21 protein-coding genes are annotated in these 23,552 nt (G+C 60.9%); 9 read left to right on the forward strand and 12 right to left on the reverse strand.

The window, feature by feature from the left end; translation table 11 throughout:
- Positions 1-124: 124 nt before the first annotated feature.
- Genes FH08_RS48920 through FH08_RS0136865 form a run of 4 tightly spaced genes read left to right on the forward strand, consistent with a single transcriptional unit; the run spans position 125 to position 3,755 of the window.
- The gene (locus FH08_RS48920; RefSeq protein ID WP_152603009.1) at positions 125-835 is read left to right on the forward strand and encodes a TonB family protein; all 711 of its coding nucleotides are present in this window, start codon (positions 125-127) and stop codon (positions 833-835) included.
- A 59-nt stretch (positions 836-894) separates the two neighbouring features.
- Positions 895-1,701 (forward strand): MotA/TolQ/ExbB proton channel family protein, encoded by an 807-nt coding sequence (locus FH08_RS0136855; RefSeq protein WP_035568318.1) that lies wholly within the window; start codon positions 895-897, stop codon positions 1,699-1,701.
- Between the two features lie 2 nt (positions 1,702-1,703).
- Complete coding sequence (gene tolR, locus FH08_RS0136860) at positions 1,704-2,135, forward strand: protein TolR (protein WP_031363142.1); 432 nt, start codon at positions 1,704-1,706, stop codon at positions 2,133-2,135.
- A 3-nt stretch (positions 2,136-2,138) separates the two neighbouring features.
- The gene (locus FH08_RS0136865) at positions 2,139-3,755 is read left to right on the forward strand and encodes an ABC transporter substrate-binding protein (protein WP_031363143.1); all 1,617 of its coding nucleotides are present in this window, start codon (positions 2,139-2,141) and stop codon (positions 3,753-3,755) included.
- Positions 3,756-3,797: 42 nt separating this feature from the next.
- On the opposite strand, the gene FH08_RS0136870 is transcribed toward FH08_RS0136865, so the two are convergent.
- From FH08_RS0136870 to FH08_RS0136890, 5 genes are all read right to left on the reverse strand, one after another.
- Entirely contained in the window at positions 3,798-4,838 is a 1,041-nt protein-coding gene (locus tag FH08_RS0136870; RefSeq protein WP_031363144.1) for an ABC transporter substrate-binding protein, read from the reverse strand.
- 55 nt (positions 4,839-4,893) lie between these two features.
- Complete coding sequence (locus FH08_RS0136875) at positions 4,894-6,507, reverse strand: ABC transporter substrate-binding protein (protein ID WP_031363145.1); 1,614 nt, start codon at positions 6,505-6,507, stop codon at positions 4,894-4,896.
- A gap of 147 nt (positions 6,508-6,654) precedes the next feature.
- Positions 6,655-7,878 (reverse strand): JmjC domain-containing protein, encoded by a 1,224-nt coding sequence (locus FH08_RS0136880; protein ID WP_031363146.1) that lies wholly within the window; start codon positions 7,876-7,878, stop codon positions 6,655-6,657.
- Positions 7,871-8,272: a 2Fe-2S iron-sulfur cluster-binding protein gene (locus FH08_RS0136885; RefSeq protein WP_200878841.1), complete on the reverse strand. Its 402-nt coding sequence runs from the start codon at positions 8,270-8,272 to the stop codon at positions 7,871-7,873. The genes FH08_RS0136880 and FH08_RS0136885 overlap by 8 nt, the downstream gene beginning before the upstream one ends.
- Positions 8,269-9,999 (reverse strand): FAD-dependent oxidoreductase, encoded by a 1,731-nt coding sequence (locus FH08_RS0136890; RefSeq protein ID WP_031363148.1) that lies wholly within the window; start codon positions 9,997-9,999, stop codon positions 8,269-8,271. The genes FH08_RS0136885 and FH08_RS0136890 overlap by 4 nt, the downstream gene beginning before the upstream one ends.
- Positions 10,000-10,239: 240 nt before the next feature.
- Here FH08_RS0136890 and FH08_RS0136895 point away from each other — a divergent pair, with 240 nt between their 5' ends.
- Positions 10,240-11,367 (forward strand): LLM class flavin-dependent oxidoreductase, encoded by a 1,128-nt coding sequence (locus FH08_RS0136895; RefSeq protein WP_031363149.1) that lies wholly within the window; start codon positions 10,240-10,242, stop codon positions 11,365-11,367.
- Between the two features lie 241 nt (positions 11,368-11,608).
- Positions 11,609-12,736: a rhodanese-like domain-containing protein gene (locus tag FH08_RS0136900; protein ID WP_031363150.1), complete on the forward strand. Its 1,128-nt coding sequence runs from the start codon at positions 11,609-11,611 to the stop codon at positions 12,734-12,736.
- 78 nt (positions 12,737-12,814) lie between these two features.
- On the opposite strand, the gene FH08_RS0136905 is transcribed toward FH08_RS0136900, so the two are convergent.
- Entirely contained in the window at positions 12,815-13,030 is a 216-nt protein-coding gene (locus tag FH08_RS0136905) for a TOBE domain-containing protein (protein WP_031363151.1), read from the reverse strand.
- Between the two features lie 471 nt (positions 13,031-13,501).
- Here FH08_RS0136905 and FH08_RS0136915 point away from each other — a divergent pair, with 471 nt between their 5' ends.
- Positions 13,502-14,560, forward strand: a complete 1,059-nt coding sequence (locus FH08_RS0136915) for a rhodanese-like domain-containing protein (RefSeq protein ID WP_031363153.1) — start codon at positions 13,502-13,504, stop codon at positions 14,558-14,560.
- A 197-nt stretch (positions 14,561-14,757) separates the two neighbouring features.
- On the opposite strand, the gene FH08_RS0136920 is transcribed toward FH08_RS0136915, so the two are convergent.
- The 4 genes from FH08_RS0136920 to FH08_RS0136940 form a co-directional block, all read right to left on the reverse strand.
- Positions 14,758-15,327 (reverse strand): phasin family protein, encoded by a 570-nt coding sequence (locus tag FH08_RS0136920; protein ID WP_031363154.1) that lies wholly within the window; start codon positions 15,325-15,327, stop codon positions 14,758-14,760.
- Between the two features lie 249 nt (positions 15,328-15,576).
- Positions 15,577-17,370: a SulP family inorganic anion transporter gene (locus tag FH08_RS0136930; protein ID WP_031363155.1), complete on the reverse strand. Its 1,794-nt coding sequence runs from the start codon at positions 17,368-17,370 to the stop codon at positions 15,577-15,579.
- Positions 17,371-17,378: 8 nt separating this feature from the next.
- A complete protein-coding gene (locus FH08_RS0136935; protein ID WP_035568321.1) occupies positions 17,379-18,452 on the reverse strand; it encodes a sulfate ABC transporter substrate-binding protein in 1,074 nt (357 codons plus the stop codon).
- Positions 18,453-18,625: 173 nt separating this feature from the next.
- Positions 18,626-18,955, reverse strand: a complete 330-nt coding sequence (locus FH08_RS0136940; RefSeq protein ID WP_235210618.1) for a hypothetical protein — start codon at positions 18,953-18,955, stop codon at positions 18,626-18,628.
- Between the two features lie 521 nt (positions 18,956-19,476).
- Here FH08_RS0136940 and FH08_RS0136945 point away from each other — a divergent pair.
- Positions 19,477-20,433 carry a sulfonate ABC transporter substrate-binding protein gene (locus FH08_RS0136945; protein ID WP_031363158.1) on the forward strand — a complete coding sequence of 319 codons (957 nt, stop codon included), beginning with the start codon at positions 19,477-19,479 and terminating at the stop codon, positions 20,431-20,433.
- A 60-nt stretch (positions 20,434-20,493) separates the two neighbouring features.
- On the opposite strand, the gene FH08_RS0136950 is transcribed toward FH08_RS0136945, so the two are convergent.
- Entirely contained in the window at positions 20,494-21,357 is an 864-nt protein-coding gene (locus FH08_RS0136950; protein WP_235210619.1) for an NADPH-dependent oxidoreductase, read from the reverse strand.
- 35 nt (positions 21,358-21,392) lie between these two features.
- Complete coding sequence (locus FH08_RS0136955) at positions 21,393-22,901, reverse strand: amidohydrolase family protein (protein ID WP_031363160.1); 1,509 nt, start codon at positions 22,899-22,901, stop codon at positions 21,393-21,395.
- A gap of 425 nt (positions 22,902-23,326) precedes the next feature.
- On the opposite strand from FH08_RS0136955, the gene FH08_RS0136960 reads away from it, so the two are divergent.
- On the forward strand, positions 23,327-23,542 hold the full coding sequence (locus FH08_RS0136960) for a hypothetical protein (RefSeq protein WP_031363161.1): 216 nt from the start codon (positions 23,327-23,329) through the stop codon (positions 23,540-23,542).
- Positions 23,543-23,552 lie beyond the last annotated feature (10 nt).

Raw genomic sequence — 23,552 nt, forward strand, 5'->3', positions numbered from 1 at the left:
TAGAAGTACCGTCCGACACTGATCCATCCGATCCAACTCACGGACGTGCCCGCAACGCACGTCATAGCCGATGAACGCCATAGTCCTTTCGCATCCAAGCGGTCTGCTCGTCGAGTCGTCACAAATGAGTGATCGCTGGTGGGCGCGGCCCGGCGTAGTCGTCTCGATCGCACTGCATGTTGCCGCCGCGGTCGCGCTGATTGCATTGTCGGGGCATAAAGACGAGCCCAAACCCGTCGACCACGCCATTCAACTGGTGCTGGCGCCGCCCGAGCCGCCCAAGGTGATCGTACCGCCTCCGCCGCCTCCTCCGCCAAAGGCGCCGCCGGTGAAGCTGCAGCCGCCGACGCCCGCGCCGGTGCATCGCGCTGCGCCCGTGGCGCGTCGCCTTACCGTGCCGACTACCGCGGAGAAAGCCGAGGTCGCAGCCCCTCCGGCTCCGCCAGTCGATACAACGGCCAAGCCGACCACCGAACCGGTAGCGCCGCCGGCACCGCCCGCGCCCCCGGCACGTCCAGTACCGCACAACATCGGCATGGAGGGCATCCCGACCGACTACGTGAACCAGGTCTACGCACGGATCAACGGCAGCGCAGCCGGGCACTATCCGCGCGCCGCAAAGATGCGCCATCTTGAAGGCCGGATTGGCTACAAGCTCACGCTCAGTCCCGAGGGCAAGCTGCTGAAGCTCGATCTGCAGTCGTCGGGAGAAAGCGTGCTCGACGACGCGGCCGAGGAAGCCATCCGGGCTGCTGCGCCCTTCCCGCACCTGCCCGATCTCGGCGGCTCGTCATACCAGCTTACCGGCGCAATCGTCTACAAGTTCGGCGACTGACGCTTCGACTACTGACCGTCGGCGTTGCCCTACCACTCTCTCATTACGGAGTTGCAAACATGAACGCAGCAAATCTGTCGGCGCACTTGTCGCCATGGCATCTCTTCATCAACGCGGACGTGGTGGTCAAGGCCATCATGGTGTTTCTCGCGCTGGCATCGGTCAGCAGCTGGGCGGTCATCGCTGAAAAGATCTCCCGGTTTCGCAGCCTGCGCCGACGTGCCGGCGTCTGGCTCGATCTGCTCGGCAGCGGCCGCTCGCTCGTCAAGCTATCGGCGTCCGTGCAGCAGCACCCTGCAGACCCCTTCTCGCGCATCTACGCCGCCGTGCTGGGCGAGTGGCGCCAGACCCACGACCTGGACCTCCAAGCCACCCACCGGGGTGCTGACGGCCTCAAGGAGCGTATCAATCGCGTAGCGGGGATTGCCACGAACATCGAAATTGGCAAGCTGCAACGCGGACTGTCCATCCTCGCCACGGTCGGCTCGGTGTCGCCGTTCGTGGGCCTCTTCGGCACTGTGTGGGGCATCATGAATTCGTTCCAGGGGATTGCAGCGTCTAACAATACGAGTCTGTCCGTCGTGGCGCCGGGGATTGCCGAAGCGTTGTTCGCCACGGCGCTCGGTCTGGTTGCGGCCATTCCCGCAGTGATCGCCTATAACCGTGCATCGGGAGACTTGAACGACTACGCCAGCACGCTAAGCACGCTCACCGGGATTGTGGAAGTACAGTTGTCGCGTCAGGTGGATGCGGGCGACGCCACGGTCGACGCAGCGGATGGCGACAACCGTGCCAGGCAAAAGGATAAGTCCGTGCAGCCGGCAAGCGGCGCGGATGTTCGATCGATCGCGACCCAGGGAGCCTGATCATGGCCGTCAAGCTGTCGAATAATCGAGGTGCCGTAGGCGGCGTGCCACCGGTCAGCGAGATCAACGTAACGCCGCTCGTCGACGTGATGCTTGTGTTGCTGATCGTCTTCATGGTTGCCGCTCCTCTCATGGCATCCGGGGTGAAGGTCGACCTGCCCACCAGCAACGCGAAGCCCTTGAGCGAGGAGAAGCCGCCCATTGCGCTAAGCCTGAACGCGGAGGGCAAATTGTATGTCGACAAGACCGAGGTCACTAACGTCACGCTGGTCAGCGCGCTCACCAGCGCCACGGAAGGCGACAAGACACGGCGAATAAATATTCGTGGCGACAAGGGTCTGGCATACGGCAAGGTGATCGAGACAATGGGCGAGATCAACGACGCTGGCTTCTCCAAGATTGCTTTGGTATCCGAACCGCCTCAGACCCCTTAAGCGATGCCGTCGACACGTCGCGACTTCATCCGCCGGGCGCTGCTCTCAGGCGCCGCTCTTTCTTCTGAATTCACTGGCCGGCTCGCGACTGCGGCGGTCTTGCCGGCCTCATCAAAGCGTGGCGGTACGCTTCTGGTAGCCCAGTATCCGGAGCCGCCCACCCTCACCAGCGCATGGACGACAGCGGGTCCTGCACAGTCCGTATCCGGCAAGATCTTCGACGGCCTGCTGACCTATGGTCCGGGGATGACACCGCGTCCACAACTGGCCACCCGCTGGGAAGTGAGCAGCGATGGGCTGACGGTGACCTTCCACTTGCGCCCTGGTGTGACATGGCACGACGGGAAGCCCTTCACGTCGGCCGACGTCGCTTTCTCGCTGATGGAAATCTGGAAGAAATATCACGGCCGCGGACGCTCGACCTTCGCGAATGCCATTGCCGCCGATTCTCCCGATCCCCTCACATCCATCTGGCGCCTCTCGAAGCCCGCTCCCTACATCCTGAGCGCGTTGTCGTCGGTCGAATCCCAGGTCGTGCCGCAGCATCTCTATGCCAACCGGGATGTCCTCTCGAACCCTTATAACAACGCGCCGGTCGGAACCGGACCGTTTCGTTTCGTGCGCTGGACGCAGGGCAGCGAAATCGTGCTCGAACGTAACCCTGGCTACTGGGACACGGGAAAGCCCTTTCTCGATGGCGTGGTGTTCCGGATTCTCCCCGAGGCCAACGCGGCGGCTGCCGCACTGGAGACGGGCGCCGTGCACATAGCCCCAACCGGCACAGTGCCTCAAAGCGCTATTGGGCGCCTTGGACGAGAGCCGTCGCTCACGGTGACCGAACATGCCGCCGACTACGCTGTCGGCTTGACGGTGCTCGAATTCAATCTCGACCGCCCGTTATTTCGCGACCCGCGCGTGCGCCAGGCCTTCGCCCACTGCATTGATCGCGAGTTCATTCTCAAGAATATCTTCTATGGCTACGGCGAAGTGGCGAACTCCCCCATACCCGCCGGAATGCCCGCGTTCCATACAGGAGACGTGCCACTCTATCCGTACGACCTGAAACGCGCCGAGGCTTTGCTGGACGCAGCCGGCTTCAAGCGTGGAACGGACGGGGTACGCATGGCGTTCCAGAACGACCCCTTGCCTATTGGCACCTCGATCCTCTCGGCGCAATTCATCCGCGCGACGCTTGCGAAGATCGGCGTGCACATGTCGATCCGTTCAAGCGACTATGGTGAATTCGTCAATCGCGTCTACAAGCGGCGTGATTTCGACACCACGCTCAATGGTGCGACCGCAGGTCCGGATCCCGCCATCGGAACACAGCGCTTCTACTGGTCAGCCGACTTCCAACCGGGCGTGGCATTTTCCAACGGCGCGCACTATCACAACCCGGAAGTTGACCGCGTGCTGGAAGCGGCGCAAGTGGAAGTCGACCCGGGCAAGCGCCGCACGCTCTACGCGACGTTCCAGTCGCTCGCGCAGACAGACCTGCCGCGTATCCCGCTCATCTCCCCCGATACCGTGCTGCTGGCAAACAAGCGCGTGAACGACGTGCTCGTGTCCGCTGAGGGAATCTACGGCAACTTTGCTTCCGCGACGCTCGCTCCGGCGTGAAGCCGCTGGGACTATAGCGTTCAAACGTTTGTTTTCCTTCAATCAGGCCGCTCGCGAAAATTCGATCTCTTCGGCAAGTTGCCGGGCCAACTCGAGCGGCTCGCGCAGGATCCATTCGTCGTAGGCGAAATCGGCCTTGAGGAAACCTTCGCGCAGAAGGAACGCCTTCTGCTGGCGCAATCCGTCCACGTAGAGGTCCGAGAGCAACGGCGTAAACTGCCGGTGAAGGTTCGGGCCGAAGCCTCGCCGCACCGCCTCCGTCGTGCTCCCCGTTTCCGCCGCAATCGCAGTAACCACCTCTTCCTGATGCTCCCCGGCCCACTGCGCAGTGCGTAACAGTACGGCAAGATAACGTGCGACCACTTCTGGATGCGTGAGCGCAAGCGTCCTGTCCACGGTGATGGGACGCGGCGTGCCCGCGTTGACACGCACCAGCGGGTCGGGGTTCGCGTTGATATCGAAGATCGGCCGCAGGCCATGCTCAGCGATGAGGGTCGCGCTGACCGCGCCCTTCGCGTAGATCGCGTCCACAGAGCCTTCAATAAGTGCAGCCGCACTCACATGAGGCCGGCGCGGCGTGTTCGCGTCCTGTTCGCGCAAGTCGAAGCCGCCCGCCGCCACATCCACGAACTCCACTTGCTCGCGCGTGAGCCCACCGAGTTCGAGCGCCGTGAGCAGTCCGCGTAAATCCTGAGCGCGGCCCACATCCACGAGATGCGTCGCGTGTAACGGCAGACCCAGGCGGCGCCCCTTCAGTCCCACCAGATCGCGAATGTCGCTGTCCTCGCGCACGAGGATCAGTTGTTCCTCATCCACCCACGTAATGCCGACCACCGCCGTGTCGCGGCCGTTGGCCCTGGCCCAGATCGGCGGGACGTTGCCGCCCTCTCGAAACATCCCGGCATGCGTGTGGTCGAAATGCGAATTGCGCACCGCCTGGTCGTCAGCCGCCCGAATCGATTTGAGCGCGATGCCCTTGCGTTCAAATTCGCGATGCAACCAGCGGAAATGCTGGGCAATACCCGATGTGGTTGGCACCGGGCAGCGCGTGTACCACAGCTCCGAGACTGAATCCTGACTCATGAATTTGTCCTCGTATAACGGCGTTGCAAGCAACGCACGGTGTTGCGCGAATGCTTCACGCGGGTTTTCTGTCGAGTGCGACGTTGGCGAAATTTGTATACAACGCCTGGTTGCCGCCAAAATTGAGCACCTCGCGCCGGGCGAGTGTGACCACATGAGGCGAGATCAGCGGGATGCGCGCGACATCGGTTTGCACCTGTTGCTGAAAGCGGTCGTAGATCGCTCGGCGTTTGGCCGGATCGATCTCCGCCTGGCCACTCTCCAGCAACTGGTCAACCTCCGGATTGTGATAGTCGGCAGCGTTCGAGAACGCCACGCCCGGCTTGAAGTTCTTCGACCAGTAGAAGCGCTGCGTGCCGATAGCCGGGTCCGGACCCGCGTTGGCGGAATAGATGATCGTGTCGAAATCACGCCGGGTATAGACGCGATTCACGAACTCACCGAAGTCCGACGAACGGATGTTCAGCCGCACACCGATCTTCTGCAGATTGCTACGAAGATGCTGCGCGATGGGCGCGAGTGGACCCGTCGGTGCGGGATCGTTAGTGAGCGTGAGCCGGACGCCCTGTGCATCGCGCTTGAGTCCGGCGCCTTCGAGCAGCGCCTCGGCCTTCGCGAGATCAAGCGGGTACGTGGGCACATCGGTTGTAAAGAAGGCAGGGAAGGCTTTCGGGATCGGCGCCTCGACCTTTTCCGCATAACCCAGCCAGATGTTCTTCACAATGAAATCACGATCGAACGCATGCGCAAAAGCCTGGCGCACGCGAGGATCGCGAAACTGCGGGCGGTCGAGATTGAATTCGAACGCGGCGGTACCGGTGATATAGGTGGCGGGATAGTCGGTGACCACTATCTGCGGATTGCGTGACAGGCGCACGATGTCGGTCAGCGCGACTCCATAGTTGTCGGTCAGGTGCACCTCGCCGGTTTCAAGCGCGCTTGCCCCACCGCTTCGATCCGCAATGAACCGAATCAGCAACTTGTCGACGTACGGCCGCGGCGCATCCCAGTAGTCCGGATTGCGTTCGAGCAGGACATAGTTGCCCTGCTCCCACTTCACGAACTTGAACGGACCATTGCCGATTGGCGCGTTGTTCAGCGGATTCGAAAGCACGTCCCGACCGGCATAGAGATGTTGCGGCAAGATCTGCGCTTCCACTGAAGACATCAGCGCGCTTAGAAGATAAGGCGCCGGCTTGCCGAGACGAAGGGTTGCCGTCAGCGCGTCGGGCGTATCCACGGCGATCACATTGGCAAACGTCGTACGGCCGCGGCTGTGATACTTCTTCCATATCTCCAGCACCGAATAGGCAACATCCTTCGACGTGAACGGCTGGCCGTCGTGCCACCTCACGCCGGGTCGCAGATGGAATGTCAGCGAGAGCCCATCGCTGGACGCTTCCCAGTGCGTAGCGAGCTGGGGCTTGGGATTGAACTGCTCGTCGAAGGTGAGCAGGCCATCGAAGATCTTGCCCGAGACGAGCTGCGCGGTGCCCGCCGAGGTGATCGCGCTTGTCAGGCCGCTGGTGGATTCCGGTCCCGCACCGATGACCAATGTGCCACCTCGTGGCAGCGTCTGCGACGCCCGGGCACTTATGGGTAATGCGAGGTCCGTTGCCATGCCGGCGAGCGCGGCAATCCTAAGAAAACTTCTGCGACTGACAGCCATGATCGGGGTCCCGGGAAAAGTCCTGTTCCCGTGGATGGTACTGACGCCTCATGTCGGGATGAACCAATTAATTAGGTTATCTATATGATTTTCGAACGCATCTTCTGCACGGGAAGATAGCGCTGCACCAGCGGACATCGACGCAGCTCACGCTGCGGGAAAGTCAAGAAAACGCAAATACTGAGCATGCACGAGCAGGCCGAGCAACTGACGAAGATCCGCACTGCGATGCGACGGAAACTCGCGCTCGACATCCTTTAAGTTGAACTCCGATTCGTTCGCAGCAAGCCATCCGATAACCGGCTCGAGCAACACTGGCGCGTCAGTTCCGAGCGTGGTCCGCGTCACCCAGTCGCGGTCCCAGGCGCTCACCGTCAGCGTCATTGCGATGCGACTTAGAGGCATGGTTTGCGCACGCGACGTCGGGATGCGCCTGAAACGCGATGTCTGATCGATCGACGCCACCCGTTCATCGATCGAGTGAGGCATGAGGTCGCTCGCGCTCAGGCGCTTCAGACTGTCCGGCAACGCGGCAAGCAGCTGCGCGGCGGTTTCATGCGCCGAAACAGAGCCTCCATGTTCTAAGCGCGAACCGTACAGCGGCGTGCGCCACGCCGGTTGCTGCAGCAAAAGTCCTTGCAACTGCTGCTGCAGCGTTTCGAGCAAGGAAGGCGGCCGGAGCACGATGCTGATCGAATACGAGTCTTCCGTCGCTTCGGTACGGTGCCACGTGCCACGAGGCAGAAACAGCACGGAGCCGGGTGTCATCCTGATCGCGTCGAAGGTCGCACGCGACGCATCCGGAAACGCCTCGCGCGTTTGCGCGTACATGTCCTCGGAGGCGGCCATCCCGGGGCCAAATTGCGAGCCGTACGGTTGGGGAATCTCATCCATCGGTGCGACGTAGAACGTCTTGCTGCCTTCCATCTGTACCGAGATCACTTCTTCCGCGTCGTAGTGACAAGCGACGCCGTCATCATGCGGTGACGAGAAAGCCGTGAGACGAGCGCTTCCTTGCGCGATACCCAATTCTGCTTCCAGCTCGCGCAGGAACGCATGAGCGCCCGCCGCGTACGGCGCGATGTCGCGCAGATAAACTGTCAGGCCTAGCTGGCGCAGATTGGCGGCGTTTGCGCTTGCGTCGAAGACTTGCGGAAAGCGCAGACCCCGCCCGAACGCGACCGGCCCGCGATAGACGCGCGACAACGCAACGAAGCTGGCGAGTGGCGGCTGCCTCAGCACCTCCGGCAAGCGCTCGAGCGTGCCGTGCGTAGCGGCAGCCTTGTCGGGCACTACACCGCGCCGAAAATCCTCCGCCAGCTGTGGCGAAAGAAGGCGCTCGAGATGCCGTGTGACGACCGCATCAGGCATCGTGCTCGCCCGGCAGCGGTGTGACGGCCTCCATGCGCGCGCGCCGAACGAGGCTCAGTTCTATCACAGTGTCACGCAGCAGCAAGGCGCTGCGCGCCGGCTCGATCAGGATGCCGTCGCGCATTGGCGTTGTGCAGGCAGTGGTCACCACGCCGTCGATTCGCATCGCACACACGTTGCACAACCCGCGCCGGCACGACAATGAGAATGCGAGCGCGGGATCGACGGCGCGCTGCAAATACTGCAAAGCGCTTGATACGCTCACGCCCGACCAGTCGCTCGCACCAATGCCTGCTTCCTCGGGACTCGGAAGGATGTAGGTGCTCGGGGTGTTATCGCCGGGCCTTCGGTGGAGATGGATGACCATTGTCATCGACGCACTGTTCGCTTTCATGCGAGCGCGAGAAATGGGAACCGGACCGGCTCCGCGCGGTGAAGCAGCGCATGCGAGCCGGCCTGCCGCGAGATCAGGCCATGTTCCAGTGGAGCCGTGACGGCTTGTTCGTTCCGGTCGTGCCGACGATGCGCGCCAAGCGACCCCGTGCGCGCAAGCGCAGATAGCAACGCGCTTTCAATCACAGGCAGCGCGGACATGCATTCGAGCGCATCGCTCCAGTCGCGGTTCCAGCCGGCATCACGATTGCGGCAAGCGAGCCGCGAAAGGTCGTCGCCCGAAATGCCACGTACTTCATCCAGAGCCTTTGCAAGTCCCGCTCCGTCGCGCACCGCTCCGAGCGCGCTGTCGACCAGTTGACCGAGGCGCCTTTTCATATCGAAGGGCGCGATTCCATCCGTGCGCTCGAACGGCGCTTTGATCCGGGCCTGCACCGCGCGCCATTGTTCAAGTGCGACAAGATTTACCGCCTCGTCAGACCGGCTAAGCGCAAGCGCCGCGGCAGAACGGCCCGCGGTCTTGCCTTGCACCAGCACCTGCGCACCCGCGTTGCCGGACAGTCGGTTGCCGCCGTGCACGCCGCCGGTGGCCTCCCCGCACGCGTACAGGTGTGGCACGCCGGTTGAGCCATCCACATCGACACGGATCCCGCCGAGCGAGAAATGCGCTGCGGGCGCAACTTCAATCGCATAGCCGGCGCGAATGCGTTCGACAAGCGGTGTCATGTCGAAACCTTCCCAACGCCAGTCTGTGGAAAATGAGCGAGACCACTGCGTGAAGTTATCGACTATGTCGCGCGGCAGATGCGCCCATGACAGATACACGCCGCCGTTCGGACTGCCGCGCCCCTCGAACACCTCGGCGGCGCTCGCCGCAGCAACGACATCGCGCGTGGCAAGTTCCATGCGCTCGGGATCCCAGCGCGCCATGAAGCGCTCGCCGTAGCGGTTAAGCAGCCACGCGCGAACGCCGCTCTGCGGCCCGAGGATCCAGGGAAATTGCAAGCCGCGCCACATGTCCGGAGCGACCAGGCAGCATGGTAGGAACTGCAGCATCTCCATCTCGATCAGGTCGGCGCCCGTCGCAAGCGCCATGGCGTGACCGTCGCCCGACAGCTCCTCAGGCGCCGTACGCAAGCTCCAATTCGAGGTCGCGCCACCTGTCGCGATCACGACTGCGCGTCCGTGCAGCGCTTCGACCACGCCGGTGCGCCGGTCGAGGCCTGCCACGCCAATCACCGCGCCGTCGCGGGTCAGCAGATCGGTCGACTGAAAGTCCTCGCGAAAGCGCACGCCCGCGCGTAATGCGGCCGTGGTGACCACACGCTGCATTGACGGTCCGGGAATCCGCACACCGCGGCCGCTGCTGTGCCCCGGTGCATGCTTCGGAGCACTGATCTTTGCACCGTCTGCGATCAGCCGGCGCAGTTCGTCTCCCACGCCCTCCACCATCGCCGCCACGAGCCTCTGGTCGCTCAGGAAGGAGCCGGAGCGGATGGTGTCGGAGAAAAATATTTCGTCGGTATCGTCGGGATTCGCGTCGAAGCCGAGCTCGACGGCCGTGCGCCCCGACACGGACACACCACCGCCCGATGTGATGGTCGCGCCACTGCGCCCTACCAGGCTCTTGTTCACGACGAGCACGTTCGCCCCCGCCGCGCGCGCATGCCACGCGGCGACCAGTCCTGCCGCGCCGCTGCCTATCACGATGACGTCCCAAGGATCCATGCCATGCTTCCCGCTGTGCTGAGCACTGTGCTCAGTAATGTGCCAATGAGGCCGGCCCAAACACCGGCCGCGGATAGTAGAGCACTTCGGGAAGTTCAAGCAAAGCAAGCAATCGAGATATCTAAATCACGGGTATAGCGGACTGAATTCATAACCAATCCGCTTAATCTTCGTTGGCCGCGCCCTTCATGGGACCCACACTATCAAGTCCATTCCGTTGGCGGCCTCGCCGCATCCACCATGACCTACGAAACGACCTCTCCTGCCGACATTCCCGGCAGTCCGCTCGCGAAGGCCTTTGAGCAACCGCTAATGCTGGGTGTCTTTCTTGACTTGCAGGATATCAAGCGCTCGACGTTGCCGCGCACGTCCACCTGGACCTTCGACTACAACGCGGAAGTGGTGCGCAAGGCCGACGAGCTTGGTTTCGAACTCGCGTTCAGCCGCACGCAATGGCTGCCGAAAGGCGGCTATGACGGCGAAGCTTCGCTCGATGCATTCGTTGCGCTCGGCGCCATGGCCGCGATCACCAAGAACATCCTGCTGATCTCGACCATCCACGTGCTGTACGGCCCGATCCATCCGCTGCATCTGGCGAAGTACGGCGCCACGCTCGATCACATCTCCAAGGGCCGGTGGGGCATCAACATTGTCACCGGGCACCGTGCCGTCGAGCACGAGATGTTCGGCTGGGATTGCATCGAGCACGACACCCGCTATGAACTCGCCAGCGAACTGTTCGATGTCGTCCAGCGGTTGTGGACCGATACCGAGAACTTCTCGTTCGAGGGTAAGTCGCCCTGGAAAGTACACAACGGCTACATCACGCCGAAACCGCAGTTCGGACGTCCGGTGCTGGTGAACGCGACCGGCTCCGAAGCGGGCATCGCGTTCGCCGCAAAGTATTCGGACATCGTGTTCATCACAAGCCCAGGCGGTGCGCATATCGACAGTGCGCTGGAGACGCTGCCCGCGCATATTGCCAACATCAAGGCGCAAGCCGCACGCGTGGGCCGCACGGTGCGCACCGTGATCAATCCGGTGATCGTGAGCCGCGATACTGAGCGCGAAGCCAACGAGTATGCCGATGCGATCGTGGCGAACACGGTGTCGAGCGGCGATCGAAGCTACGACAGCGATGCGCACGCATGGCGCGGACGCAAGGATGCATCGCAGAAACAGGGACGCGGGATTGGCGGCAACATCGAGATTATCGGGACTCCAGAGCAGGTGGTCGAACAGCTCGTCGCGCTGAAAAAAGCTGGCATAGACGGCGTGCAACTCGGCTTCTTCGATTTCCTGCCCGACCTCACATACTTCGGCGAACGTATTCTGCCTTTATTGAAGCAGGCGGGACTGCGTCTGTAGCAAGCGCACCGTGCGGGTGGGCCTCATCAACAGAATCAGCCCGATTGCAGTACCAATGCTAACGATCCCGCAATCGCTTCGTTGAGTCTGTCGCGCTTTCGCTCGTACGCTATGTTGGTTCCTGGCACCGCCCTTTCCGGGACCTTCGCCGCCTGCCTGTGCAACGGGCATCGGATCCAGCGCGACAGCATCCGCCTATCGCGTCCCAACTTCATTCAAGACTACGTAGCAGGAGATCGACATGAGCATCCGGCATATTCATCGCGCGACACTACAGAAATGGCTGACAGAAAGCGGCCTCGGCAACGGCGAGGAACTCGCCCTGCTGGATCTGAGGTCGGTGGAAGCGTTCGCAAAAGGACACCCGCTCTTTGCAACCAACCTGCCGGTGGAAAATCTGCAACGCGATGCGCTGCGCTTCGTACCACGCAAGTCGGTGCGGCTCGTGCTCGTCGACAACGGTGATGACGCAGCCGTAGAAGGCGCTGCGACGCTCGAACGCCTTGGCTACAGTGACATCAACGTACTCACCGGCGGTATTCCCGCTTGGACGGCCGATGGTCTCAACGGGCTGCCCACCTTCGACATCCCCGGCATAATTTTTTCAGAAAGCGTGCGCGACTTGCGCGGCACACCGTCCATTGAAGCAGCGCAGCTCAAGAAACTGGTCGACGCGAAAGAGGACGTCATCGTGATCGACACCCGGACTCGGGACGAGTTTGCACGCGGCCACGTACCGGGCGCGGTGAACGCACCAGGTGAAGAGATTCTGTATCGCTTCCTCGACCAGGTCCCCAATCCGGACACATTCGTTGTCGTGTCATGCGCGGGCCTTCCACGCGCGATCATCGGCGCGCAGACGCTCATCGACGCGCGGGTGCCAAACCGCGTCGCGTTCCTAGAGGACGGCACCGCAGGGTGGACTCGCGAAACGCTTGAACTGGCTACCGGCGGCGAGAAGCGCGTGCCCGCCAGTACCGCCGCAGCCGGCTTCGGCGTGAAACACGCGCTCGCACTCGCGACACGTGCTGACGTCAGCACAGTGAGCCATCAGGGCGTCGAGGAATGGCTTGCGGACACCGATAAGCGCACGACCTACCTGCTCGACATCCGCTCGGCCGAGGAATACGAAGCAGGCCATGTTCCAGGCTCCATCTCGGCGCCGGGGGGCCAGTTGCTCGCGGTATCCCACCGCACGGTGGCCACGCGCGGCGCGCGCCTCGTGCTCATCGATGACGACGGCACCCGTTCTGTCACGACCGCCTATTGGCTGCGGCAACGCGGATGGGAAGTCCATCTGCTGGAAAACGCATTGGGCGAGACGATAGCGGCGCCGGCCACGCAAACGCCGGAACTGTTGAGCTCCTGAGCGACCGCCGCCGGGCTAGCCGCGATCATCCAGCTAGCCGGGTCTCGGCTTCATTTCCCATTCAGATCCGCACGAAGCTCAAAGCCGCGCGATGGATACCTCGGTCGCCTTGACGAGCGCGACCACTTCACTGCCGACCTGAAGATCGAGTTCATCAACGGAACGGGTGGTGATCACAGACGTGACGATACCGAACGGCGTTTGCACGTCGATCTCGGATACCACCGTGCCACGGATGATCTCCTTGACGTGTCCCCTGAACTGGTTGCGAATATTGATTGCGGTGATGCCCATCGCCATGCTCCTTCGTTATGTAAGTGACACTGCGCCCGGCTGGCACGGCATCAAGGAATCGACCCGCGAGATTCGTGCAGGTCTCGACGCACCACGCCACGGCGGGAACGACAAAACATACCGGCGATCACGTCAGGCCAACAATCCTAGCAACCAAGGGGCTGAGAACGAAACGATCAATGCTGATATCCAATACACGGACAGCGCTGAAAACCGCCGGCGCGACATATATGCATAGTGCGATTGCTTGGTTGTGACTGAGAACCCCGCGTCGTATGTTGGTCCGCTGTACACCTATTCCGTCCGCCAACAGCGCGAGTGCGCGCTATTGGAAAAATGCCGTTAATGGTGGAACTATTACGATCACGAGTCTCGTTTCGTCAGGATGCCGAATGTTCAAAGCGTCAAACGTTTTACCGGACAACGGGTGCTCGATCCCAATGACAATCCCCAAACATAAAATATCTCACGATGCCCTATCAGGAAGTCGACGCTACAGCTTTGGGTGTTTTTCTGCGCAGCTCCGGTGAGCTCGCCGTTCTGGATCTGCGGCCGGCGCAGCAATTCGGTAATGGCGCCCCGCTCCATGGAGCCAATGTTGCCGCCGCCGAGTTGTCGAGTCGCGTGCGCGAGCTTGTCCCGCACCGGCATACCCCAGTCGTGCTTCTCGATGCCGACGGCAAGCTGATCGCGAAAGCCGCATCCGAGCTTCTCGAACTAGGCTATACCGACGTGCGGGGCCTCGCGGGCGGATTGACCGGTAACGAGCGCCTGCCTGTGGTGTCGATTCGTATCGCAGGTCCTCGGGTGATAGCGGGTGAGGTGGAAAGAAGCTTCCGCACGCCGGTCACGACCGCCGCTGAACTGGCCGCGCTCAGGCGTAACGGTGCCTCGGTGATCGTGCTCGATACCCGCTCAGTAGCGGAGTACGAGCGCGAGCACATTCCCGGCTCGTTCCCGACGCCGGGCGGCGAAATACTGCCGCGGTTCAATGCACTGGTTGATTCTCCAGACACGCATGTAGTCGTCACCTGTGCTGGGCGCTCCCGCGCTGTGCTCGGTGCCCAGACCCTGATCCTCGCTGGCTTGACGAACCCCGTGTCGACGCTCGACTTCGGGACGCTCGGCTGGGTTGACGCGGGCTACCCACTCAATCACGGACCAGAAAACCCTCTGCAGGCCATCCGTCCCGTCGATCTGGATTTTGCGAAACAGGCCCTTGCGGCTCTTGCCGAAAGCTTTCCCACTATCGACGCGGACGAACTACAGACCTGGCTTGCGGAACCATCACGGACAACTTACGCGTTGGACGTGCGGCTGCCTGAAGATTACGAACGCGCGCATCTGCGTGGATCAGTGAGCGCTCCTGCCGGACAACTGGGTATCAGCCTCGGCAAGTGGGTCGCGGTCCTCGGGGCGCGGCTTGTTCTGATCGATGCCGAACCGGGCGTGCGAGCGCTGACCGTCGGCCGTTGGTTCGCGCGGATCGGCTGGGAGGTCAGCATTCTCAAGCATGGTTTCGTGAACTGATTTCGAGGTCCGCGGCGGACCGGCTCGTAAGCAAAGGATGACAACGGATGCGTCGGTCCTCGCACCTCAGAGAACAAGCAGCATTTGATTGCGAAAGGACCGCAGGGGTGGCCAACAAAGCCCTTTCCGACCGACCGGAGGGAACGCCCCGGCGGTCGGTGCTGCACGGCGCATTGCCCCCCCGCCTGGGTGTTGTGTCAGGCGGCCTTAGAGGCTCGCGATGCCTGCGTAGCGGTGTCCTTCGCCGCCTTCGACGCAGCAGACGTCGCTGCGTCGAAACTGCTTTCAGCAATTTCGACGGCTTGCTTCGTTGCCTTGTGAACGGTGTCGTACGTGGTATTGGCTGCGGTGATCGTCGACTTCAGCAGGGCCACTGCAGTTTCCGAGCCGGCCGGCGCGTTCTTGGTCAGTGTGTCGATGAAGCTCTGCGCGCTGTGGCTGTATTCGGCAAACTGCGCTTCGGCGGCCTTGAGGAATTCCGCCTGGGTGCCCGTCAGGATCTCATACACATGACGGCTATATGCCTGGGCCTTTTCAGCGGCCGGCTGCGTCAGGCCGCTTTGAAGCTTGAGCAGATCCTGGGGGTCCTTCCCCGACAGCGTCTTCTGCGCGGTTTCCTGCGTCTCGGCAAATATCGACTTCGCGGCCTGCAAGTTCAGGGCGGTCAGCTTTTCGACGCCCTCGAACACCTTGTTCGTCAGGCTGAAGAATGTGTCGACATGGCTTTTTTGTCCTGCGGCGAACTGTTCCGGAGAAAACTGGGTCATTTCTATGCTCCTGGTAGGCGGACACTTGCGGGCAATGGCGGCTAATTCGAAAACATGCTGCGAACGTGGTGCGTCGCAACATGAAGCCCATTCTTGGTGCCACGAGCAATGATGTCAAATGACATATTCGTGATAGCAAATACGGCGGCCGATTCTGACTCAAGCAGTGCGGCGGGCAAGACCGGCCATGAACGTATAGCGCCGGCTCGGGCCGCCATCGGCTGAAAGCGATTTCATCTGCAATACAAGTCAGACGAGGTAATACAGGCGGTCATCCTCTTGCACAGGAGTCGGCTCTACCCTGTGCTGTGCGCAGTGGGCACACGTATTCGCATCCGCAATCAGGCTATACGCGTAACGTACTGCACGAAGCGTTGCCGAATAGCGCTCGTCCTCTTCAGGGAAGAAACGCTCGGGCGGATACCAGTCGGAGAACTTAAGATTGCCCAGCGCCGCCTGCAACTCAGGACGCAGTCCCGCGAGCAAAACGATCCGGCCGTTGCTTTGACTTTCGCGCAGAAAATGTTCGAGCTTTTCTATACACACCACGTCTGGATTACGCACTCGCTTGAGCCGCAAGACGACGTGGCGAATCCCGCGAGCCTCGACTTGCGCATTGATCGTTTCGAAGTGACGATCCAACTCTAGTGCGGCGCCGAAGAACAACTCGCCCTCCAGGTCGTACACCGCAACCGACGTACATTCCGGGTCGCTCGGCAATCGTTCGCGCACCACCCGCTCCGGACTAACAAACAATTCGGTCGCTTTCAATTTGGCCGCGCGCGGCACGAACAGCACAATCGACACGGCTGCGCCGACAAGAATGGCAAACTCGACACCAATCACAAGCGCCGACAATGCCGTAATCAACACGAGCCCCGCGTCGTAACGAGACGCCCTAAGCGCATAGCGGATGCGTTCGAAGTCGATCAGGCGGAACGCCGTAACAAGCAGAAGACCGGCAAGCGAGGCCTTGGGAATATAGCGTGTCAACGGAGCCAGAAGCAGCACTGCAACGGCGACGATCACCGCCGTGATCACGCCCGAGAACCGTGTGACTGCGCCCGCCTGGTAATTGATGGCTGAACGGGAAAGAGAACCAGAGCCCGGCAAACACCGGAAAAAGCCGCCTACCAGGTTAGCGAGTCCTTCAGCCATGCACTGACGGTTATAGTCCAGCGGCTGGCCGGTCCTATGCGCAATCGATTTAGCAATCGAAAGCGCTTCAAGCAAACCAAGGAACGCGATCGCAATTGCCGACGACGAGAGCTGCCCAAGCCATGACCACTTGATCTCAGGAATATGCGGCTCGGGCAGGCTGGCCTTCAACGCGCCGATCACCGAAATCGCCGTCTTGCCCCCTGCCCCCGGCGTCGACCATCCCAAGGCAAAAGCGGAAAGGCTTATCACGATCAGCACCAGCAACATATCGAATTGCGGCAGCTTGTACCGACGCACGGCTTGGCGTAATGCGAGTGCAAGCGCGACCGTGACAGCACTGATCGCAAGGGCTTTAAGGTTCACCGGATCGCCGTGGACGACAGTCAGCCACAGCCGGTAAAGCACATGCTGGTGGCCAGTCCCTTTCTCACGCACGCCAAGCGCATTGCCGATCTGCCCGACTGCCAATAGCACGGCCGCGCCCGCCATGAAACCAAGGATCACGGATTCGGAAATGTACCGTGTAAGGTCGCCCAGACGGAACACCGCTATCGCTATTTGAATGATGCCGACCATCACGCCGAGCAGGAACATGGCTTCGTATATGTCCGCGCTTGCATTGGGATCCAGAAAAGCGAGCGCGCTGAATACCACGAGGGAAATGGCGCTGGTCGGTCCATTGATCAGATGCGACGACGATCCGAAGATCGACGCCACCAGCGTCACTATCACGGCCGAGTACAAACCAAAGCGCGGATCGACGCCGGCAATCAACGCATACGCCATGCCTTGCGGCAAGGATATGGCGGCAACTGTGAGGCCGGCCACCAGATCCCGGCGACCCTTCTGCGTGGTGTAGTTAAGTTGGCTTAGGAGTTTCATGCTGGGTTTCATGCCCCACTCTTTTGGATTGCGACAGCGCCGTTTTCGGCGGCCGCCGTGCCGGCAGGACCGAGAACGGTATCGATGACCCCGTTCTCGTCGAAGAACTTGTGACTGGCGTCGTCCCAGCTTTTAGCTATATCGGTCACGTTGAAAAGCTTGATCGGCCTTAATCGGTCAGCGTATTTGCTGGCAATCGCAGGATTGATTGGCCGGTACCCCGCTTGCGCCACGATCTCCTGCGCCGAATCAGTGAAGAGGTAGTCGAGATAAGCTCGTGCGTAGCGCTCGCTGTGGTGCCGGGCGACGTTGCGGTCGACCCACGCAACGTAAGGCTCGGCAAGAATACTGACCGGCGGATACACAATCTCGAGTTCGCCCGGCGCGTCGGCAAGCTCGCGTATCGCTTCGTTTTCCCAGGTCAGTTGAACGTCACCCACCTTCTCGACAACGAAGGTGGTCGCGGCGCCGCGAGCTCCGCTATCAAGGCGCGTAGTGTGACGGTACAGGGCCTCCAGATACGAGCGTGCGTCAGCGTCGGTGCCCCCACGCGTCGTCGTAGCGCCCCACGCAGCCAGCGCACTGAGCTTCCCGTTGCCTGACGTTCGAGGGTCCGGCGTGATGACCTCCACGCCGGGTTTCACCAGATCTGGCCAATCATGAATGCCTCTGGGATTGCCCCGGCGAACCACGAAGACAATGGTCGAATAATAGGGCTGGGAATGATGCGGCAAGCGGTCCTGCCAACCATCGGCAATCAGGCCGCGCTTGCGGAGCGCATCGATATCGGTGAACAGTCCGAGCGTCACCACGTCCGCGTCTTGTTCACCATCAATGACCGCGCGCGCTTGCCGCGAGGAGCCTCCGTGCGATTGTTTCACCTGCAGGTGAACGCCATTTTCACGCTGATAGTTGGCGACGAACTGCTGATCGAGCCGAAGGTATAGCTCGCGCGTCGGATCGTACGACACATTCAGTATCTGGCGGTTGACGTCGCCCTGGACATTCTTGACACCGATCAGCGTGACCGCGACCGCAACGGCCGCTACCGCGCCAACACTCAACCAGGGGATGGGCTTCATAGGTCGTTCTCAAAGCGGTGGAATTACGTCGCCACGCAAAACGAAGAATCGTGGACGCCTGGGGCACATTCGGTAAAAGCAAAGAACGGTTGGTACAGTGGGGATTGACCAGCGTGATCGAGGTGATCGGCGTTCGGGGGATATAGCGCGAAGCGCCCCCCCGCAATGCCTCATCAACGCGCCTGCGCAGGCTCACTACGCGTCAAGAGGCTCAACGATGTCCATCCAGCCCCGCGAGCGGGACAAAAAACCGGCACGAGTGCCGTGCCGGTGTTGCCGTCCCGACTCACGCTTTTCGCATCGTCTACATAGACGCAATCATCCCCGGCCTTCAGGCTGAAAGAAACCGTGTGGTCATCGACCGCCCGGTAAACCACATAGTCAGGTGCTTTCGCGTCATTGGGAATAACGACGCGGCGCGCGGCGGTGGCGCCGGTCTCTTTTGTCGATTGGGTCTTCCAGCTTGCCTCGATGCACACCAGAAGAATGGCGATGCCAACCACCCAAAGTGATTTCTGCGACGCTCTCTCGGGAGACGGCGATACGTGCGACATCGGACAGCGCTCCAGACCAGATTCACTTCAAAGCAGCGCCCTGCAAGCCAGGGATTCCGGATTGAAAGACGGAAAACCGCGGGGACTGGCTGTTCAACGCCGGGTCAGTCGCGCGGCTTATTCTCATGATGATTGCGGCGCAATGCGCCGCCTGACTGAGACTATGAGAGCAAGGCGCAGAAAGCAGAAATAATTTAATTTCATTTGAAATTCACAAAGTGACGCGGATCGATAAGCGGCCGTGCCGCTGGCGGGAGTAGCCGCGGACATGACGGCATCAAAGGGCCATATGCATATTTCAATTGCTTCGTTGTGATTGCCGGCGCTGCGTTCTATCGTTGCGCGAAATCTGACTTGGCTCATCTCGGCGAGTCCCGCGGCAGCGTGTGTGCACCACGCGCATATAGCCGATCGCTCCTCGCCTTAGCCGCTTGCAGCCTTGATGAGTAACCACTACCGGACACTTGGCAATGAATGACTCGAAGCAACGGGGACGCAGGACCTTTATCGCAGCACTAGGCGCAACCATGGCAGGCGTTGCGTTGCCGTCGTGGGCAAAATACCAGTCAGACCAGTTCAGAATCGGTTACCAGAAGGCGGCCAGTACGCTGGTGCTGCTGAAAGCGCATGGCGCACTCGAAAAGCGCCTCGCGCCGCTTGGTGTCAAGGTGTCCTGGAACGAGTTTCCCGCGGGTCCGCAGTTACTTGAAGGGTTGAATGTCGGGGCGATCGACTTCGGCTATGTTGGCGAGGCGCCACCTGTATTTGCCCAGGCCGCCGGCGCGGATTTCGTCTATACCGCCTACGAGGTTCCCACGCCGCACGCCGAAGGGGTGGTCGTCGTGCAAGACTCGCCGATCAAGAGCGTCGCCGATCTCAAGGGGAAAAAGATCGCGTTCAACAAGGGGTCGGACGTCCACTGGTTCATCGTTGCGCTGCTGCGCAAAAACGGTCTCGACTTTCCGGATATTCAGCCTGTGTACCTGGCGCCGGCCGACGCCCGCGCCGCGCTGGAACAGCATGCCGTTGACGCCTGGGCCATCTGGGATCCGTTTCTTGCAGCAGTGGAGGGACAAAGCAACGCACGTCTCATTGCCGACGCACAAGGCGTGGCCAGCCATCACCAGTTCTTCTTGAGTCAGCGCGAGTTTGCGCAAAAGCGCAAGGACGTGATCGCAATCGCTCTGGAAGAGCTAGGCAAGGAAGGACAATGGGTGAAGCAGAATGTCTCGGCGGCCGCGGCTCAACTGGCGCCTATTCAGGGTCTTGACGCGGCAATCATCGAGACCGGCTTACGCCACTATGCGCACGTGTACAAACCGATCGATGACACTGTGCTTGCCGAACAGCAACGCATCGCCGATACCTTCTACGAACTGAAGCTGATTCCCCGCAAGATTGTTACGAAGGAAGCGGTTCTGACGTAGGTCTAAGGAAAGCTGGCGTGCGGCTTACAAGTGTGGCTTACATGATGCACGCCAAGGCCTTCACCGCAACTCGAAGCCCAGTGCGGCCAGTGCATCGCGCAAGCGGTCACGGCCATGCAGCGACTCCCGGGTACGCCAGCGCTCCACCGAGCGGTCGGTCCAGGCCGCGTCGGACTGACCCTGCTGAGCTTGGAACTCCGACAAAATCCTATCGTAAAGAGAGATGCCGGCTGGCTGCACATGCGCATCGTAGCGTTCGCGGTGCAATACAACAGACTGCGGCAGGCGAGGCTTGACCTGCGCTGGACGAGTCTCGTCCGCGTAGCCGACGCATAAGCCGAATACCGGCAGCACATGCGCCGGCAAGCCCAGTTCTGCGGCCACCTGCACGGGGGCGTTACGAATTGCACCGATGTAGACCGAACCAAGACCCAGCGACTCGAGCGCGACCACCGCGTTTTGCGCGGCGAGCGCCGCGTCGATTACGCCAACCAGCAGCGTCTCCAGATAGTGCAGTCCTTCGGGCTTAACGCTGGCGCTCGCCGCCACTGCCTCAAGCCTGGCCAAGTCGGCGAGCCACACCAGCAATAATGGTGCTTCCCGGATATGCGCCTGATTTCCCGCCAGAACGGAGAGTCGGGCCTTTCGTTCAGTATCCTCAACTGCGACGACGCTCCAGGTCTGCAAATTCGACGAGCTTGACGCGGATTGTGCGGCCGCAATCAGTGTGTCAAGCGTACCCCCGGGCAACGGCCGATCACTATAGGCGCGCACAGAGCGATGCGATAGCAACGTCTCCAGCGTGTCGTTCCATTCGGGCAGAGACTCGGGCAACTGCGTTCCGTAGCGGGCTTGCCATGCTGCATTGGCGGACCCGGAAACGGCCTCAAGGGACAAGCGGTCAAGCGTGTAGTCAGTAGACAATGTGTTTTTCCTGGCAGAGACAGTCGGACAGTCGTTTAGCGTTTCCCGGCCAATGCACGTTCGACCGCTGTGCCCTTGAAGAAATCAGGATTCGCCTGCGTGTAGAGTCTGTAAGGGTTGTCGAACACGTAGGCCTTGAAATCGCTTTCGCTGATCACGCCCTGCTCCACGAGTTGCCAGCTCTCCGCCAGCGCCTCGGTCAGGTCGGGTACATCCCAGTGCCCGACATCCGACGAATAAATCGCGTTGATTTTTGCGCCTAGCGGATTGGCGCGCTCATTAAACGCGGCGGCGATCGTGCGGTCGTCCGACTCGGACCCGAAATAGAAATTGTCGACCCAGCGTGAGCGAATGTCTTCGACCTTCTCAATCCCGGCTGCCGCAAAGTCTTCAAGTTCGTGCGCTGCGGGCTGGCGCGCGTCACGGGTGTACGACGAACCGAGCGTGTCGCGAATCAGCGTCTCTTCTTCCAGTTGACGCCCCTTGGTCAGGCCATCGCCATATTTTTTGAACAGTTCGAGCAGAAGCTTGCGATCGGTCTCGCGCGGATCATAGTGCCGCAACCCTTCGCGGCTGCGCTTCGAAAAACGGTCTGCGAGATGGATATAAACATTCGCGCCCCATGCGGCACCGCCCTCGAGCAGTGCGACCCGCAGCGCTGGAAAACGGCGCGTCACCCCACCGAAAAATAGCGCCTTCGCAAACGCTTCCGATGCGTCCGCGAAATGTCCGATGTGGTTGTACATGTAGTTGCTGATCGACGAGCGGCCGGTCCAGCCCTGACTGCCGTAGTGCGTCGTGACCGGTACGCCGAGTTCAACAACCTTGGCCCAGAACGGGTCGTAGTCGTGCTCGCTGTCGATGCCGTAAAAGTCGATGTAAGACGCGTGCTTTGCAATATCCGGATATTGCTCGGGAGGATATTTCTCGGCGAGCGCGCGAATGGGACGCCGCACACCGCCGCTGATGTTGATGACTTTAAGGCCGAGAGTCTTGACCGCAAACTCAAGCTCCTCTATGCCCTCTTGCGGTGTGTGCAGCGGGATGCCGGCGACCGGGGTCAAATGATCCGCAAATGGCCTATACAGGTCCGCGTGGTAGTGATTGATTGCTCGCTGCAGCGCTTGCCTATCGTCGCCGGCAGCCAGCGCCGCGAGCGCGTTGTTGGGAAACAGCACCGAATAATCCGAGCCCTGTTCGGCCTGGCGCTCATAGAGCAGTGCGGGGAGATGATAAGTCGCCACATCGAGCGTATTGCGCGTGACCCGCGCCCACCACGGCAACCTGATCGTGCGATGCCGCTGCCGTTCCTCCGGAGTCTGTTCGTACCAGTCCCGTCCATCGCGCAAGGTCGCGTTGCGGCGTGCGCCTGATGCGCGTCGCAGCGCGTCCACCAAGCCCACACCACCATAATTCGCTACGTAATCCTCAAGGGCGGGTGTGTAGTCGTTCGTGTGAACGTCGGTGTCGATCACCGGGTAACCTAGCTGATGGCGAATCGCCGCGGACGGGGAAGCCTGCAGGGCAGCAGTACGGTCATTCATGTGGGCGCTCCGAAATTATCGATCCGGTATTCTTCGATTCACATGCGGCGGGTTCGGATCGCTTGATGAACTCAGGCGCACCTCGCCAGGCAAGTGCCTAAGTCCGTTTGGACCACTCAGGTCCTGCGCGTACATTACCCAAGAATTGCCTATGCAGAAACACGGCTCGATCTAACAATTCACGCTACCAATATGACTCATCTACTGGTACGCATATGCGTTTTCGAGCAATGCGCCCGGGTTCATCATGTTCAAGCGTTCAAGTCCGGTCGCCGCTCTGTTGGAGCACTCTTCTTTTGCATCTATCCAACGACGACCCAATTCGGATTTGCTTTTGCCAAATGCTTATTTCTCGCGCTTCGATAAGCAGGCTAACCTCGACTCGTTGCTTTCAACATGCTTCATGTCGCGGAGGCCAATCGAGCATGCATTACAAAGGTTATGACGTCGCACCGGCGGCACAGGCGCTACCCGGCGGACTGTTCGCAGCCAATCTCGTGATTCAGGATGAGGTATCGCTGCTGAAGCCGGCCTTCGTATTCGACGAACTCGACTACTTCTTCGAATCAGATCTTGCCGTGGCCTATGCGGCTCGCTGGGCGCGCATGTGGATCGACGAACGCCCCCAGCGGTACGCTTGAAATACTTGGT

Source organism: Caballeronia sordidicola, from assembly GCF_000729995.1.
Lineage (GTDB): Bacteria > Pseudomonadota > Gammaproteobacteria > Burkholderiales > Burkholderiaceae > Caballeronia > Caballeronia sordidicola_A.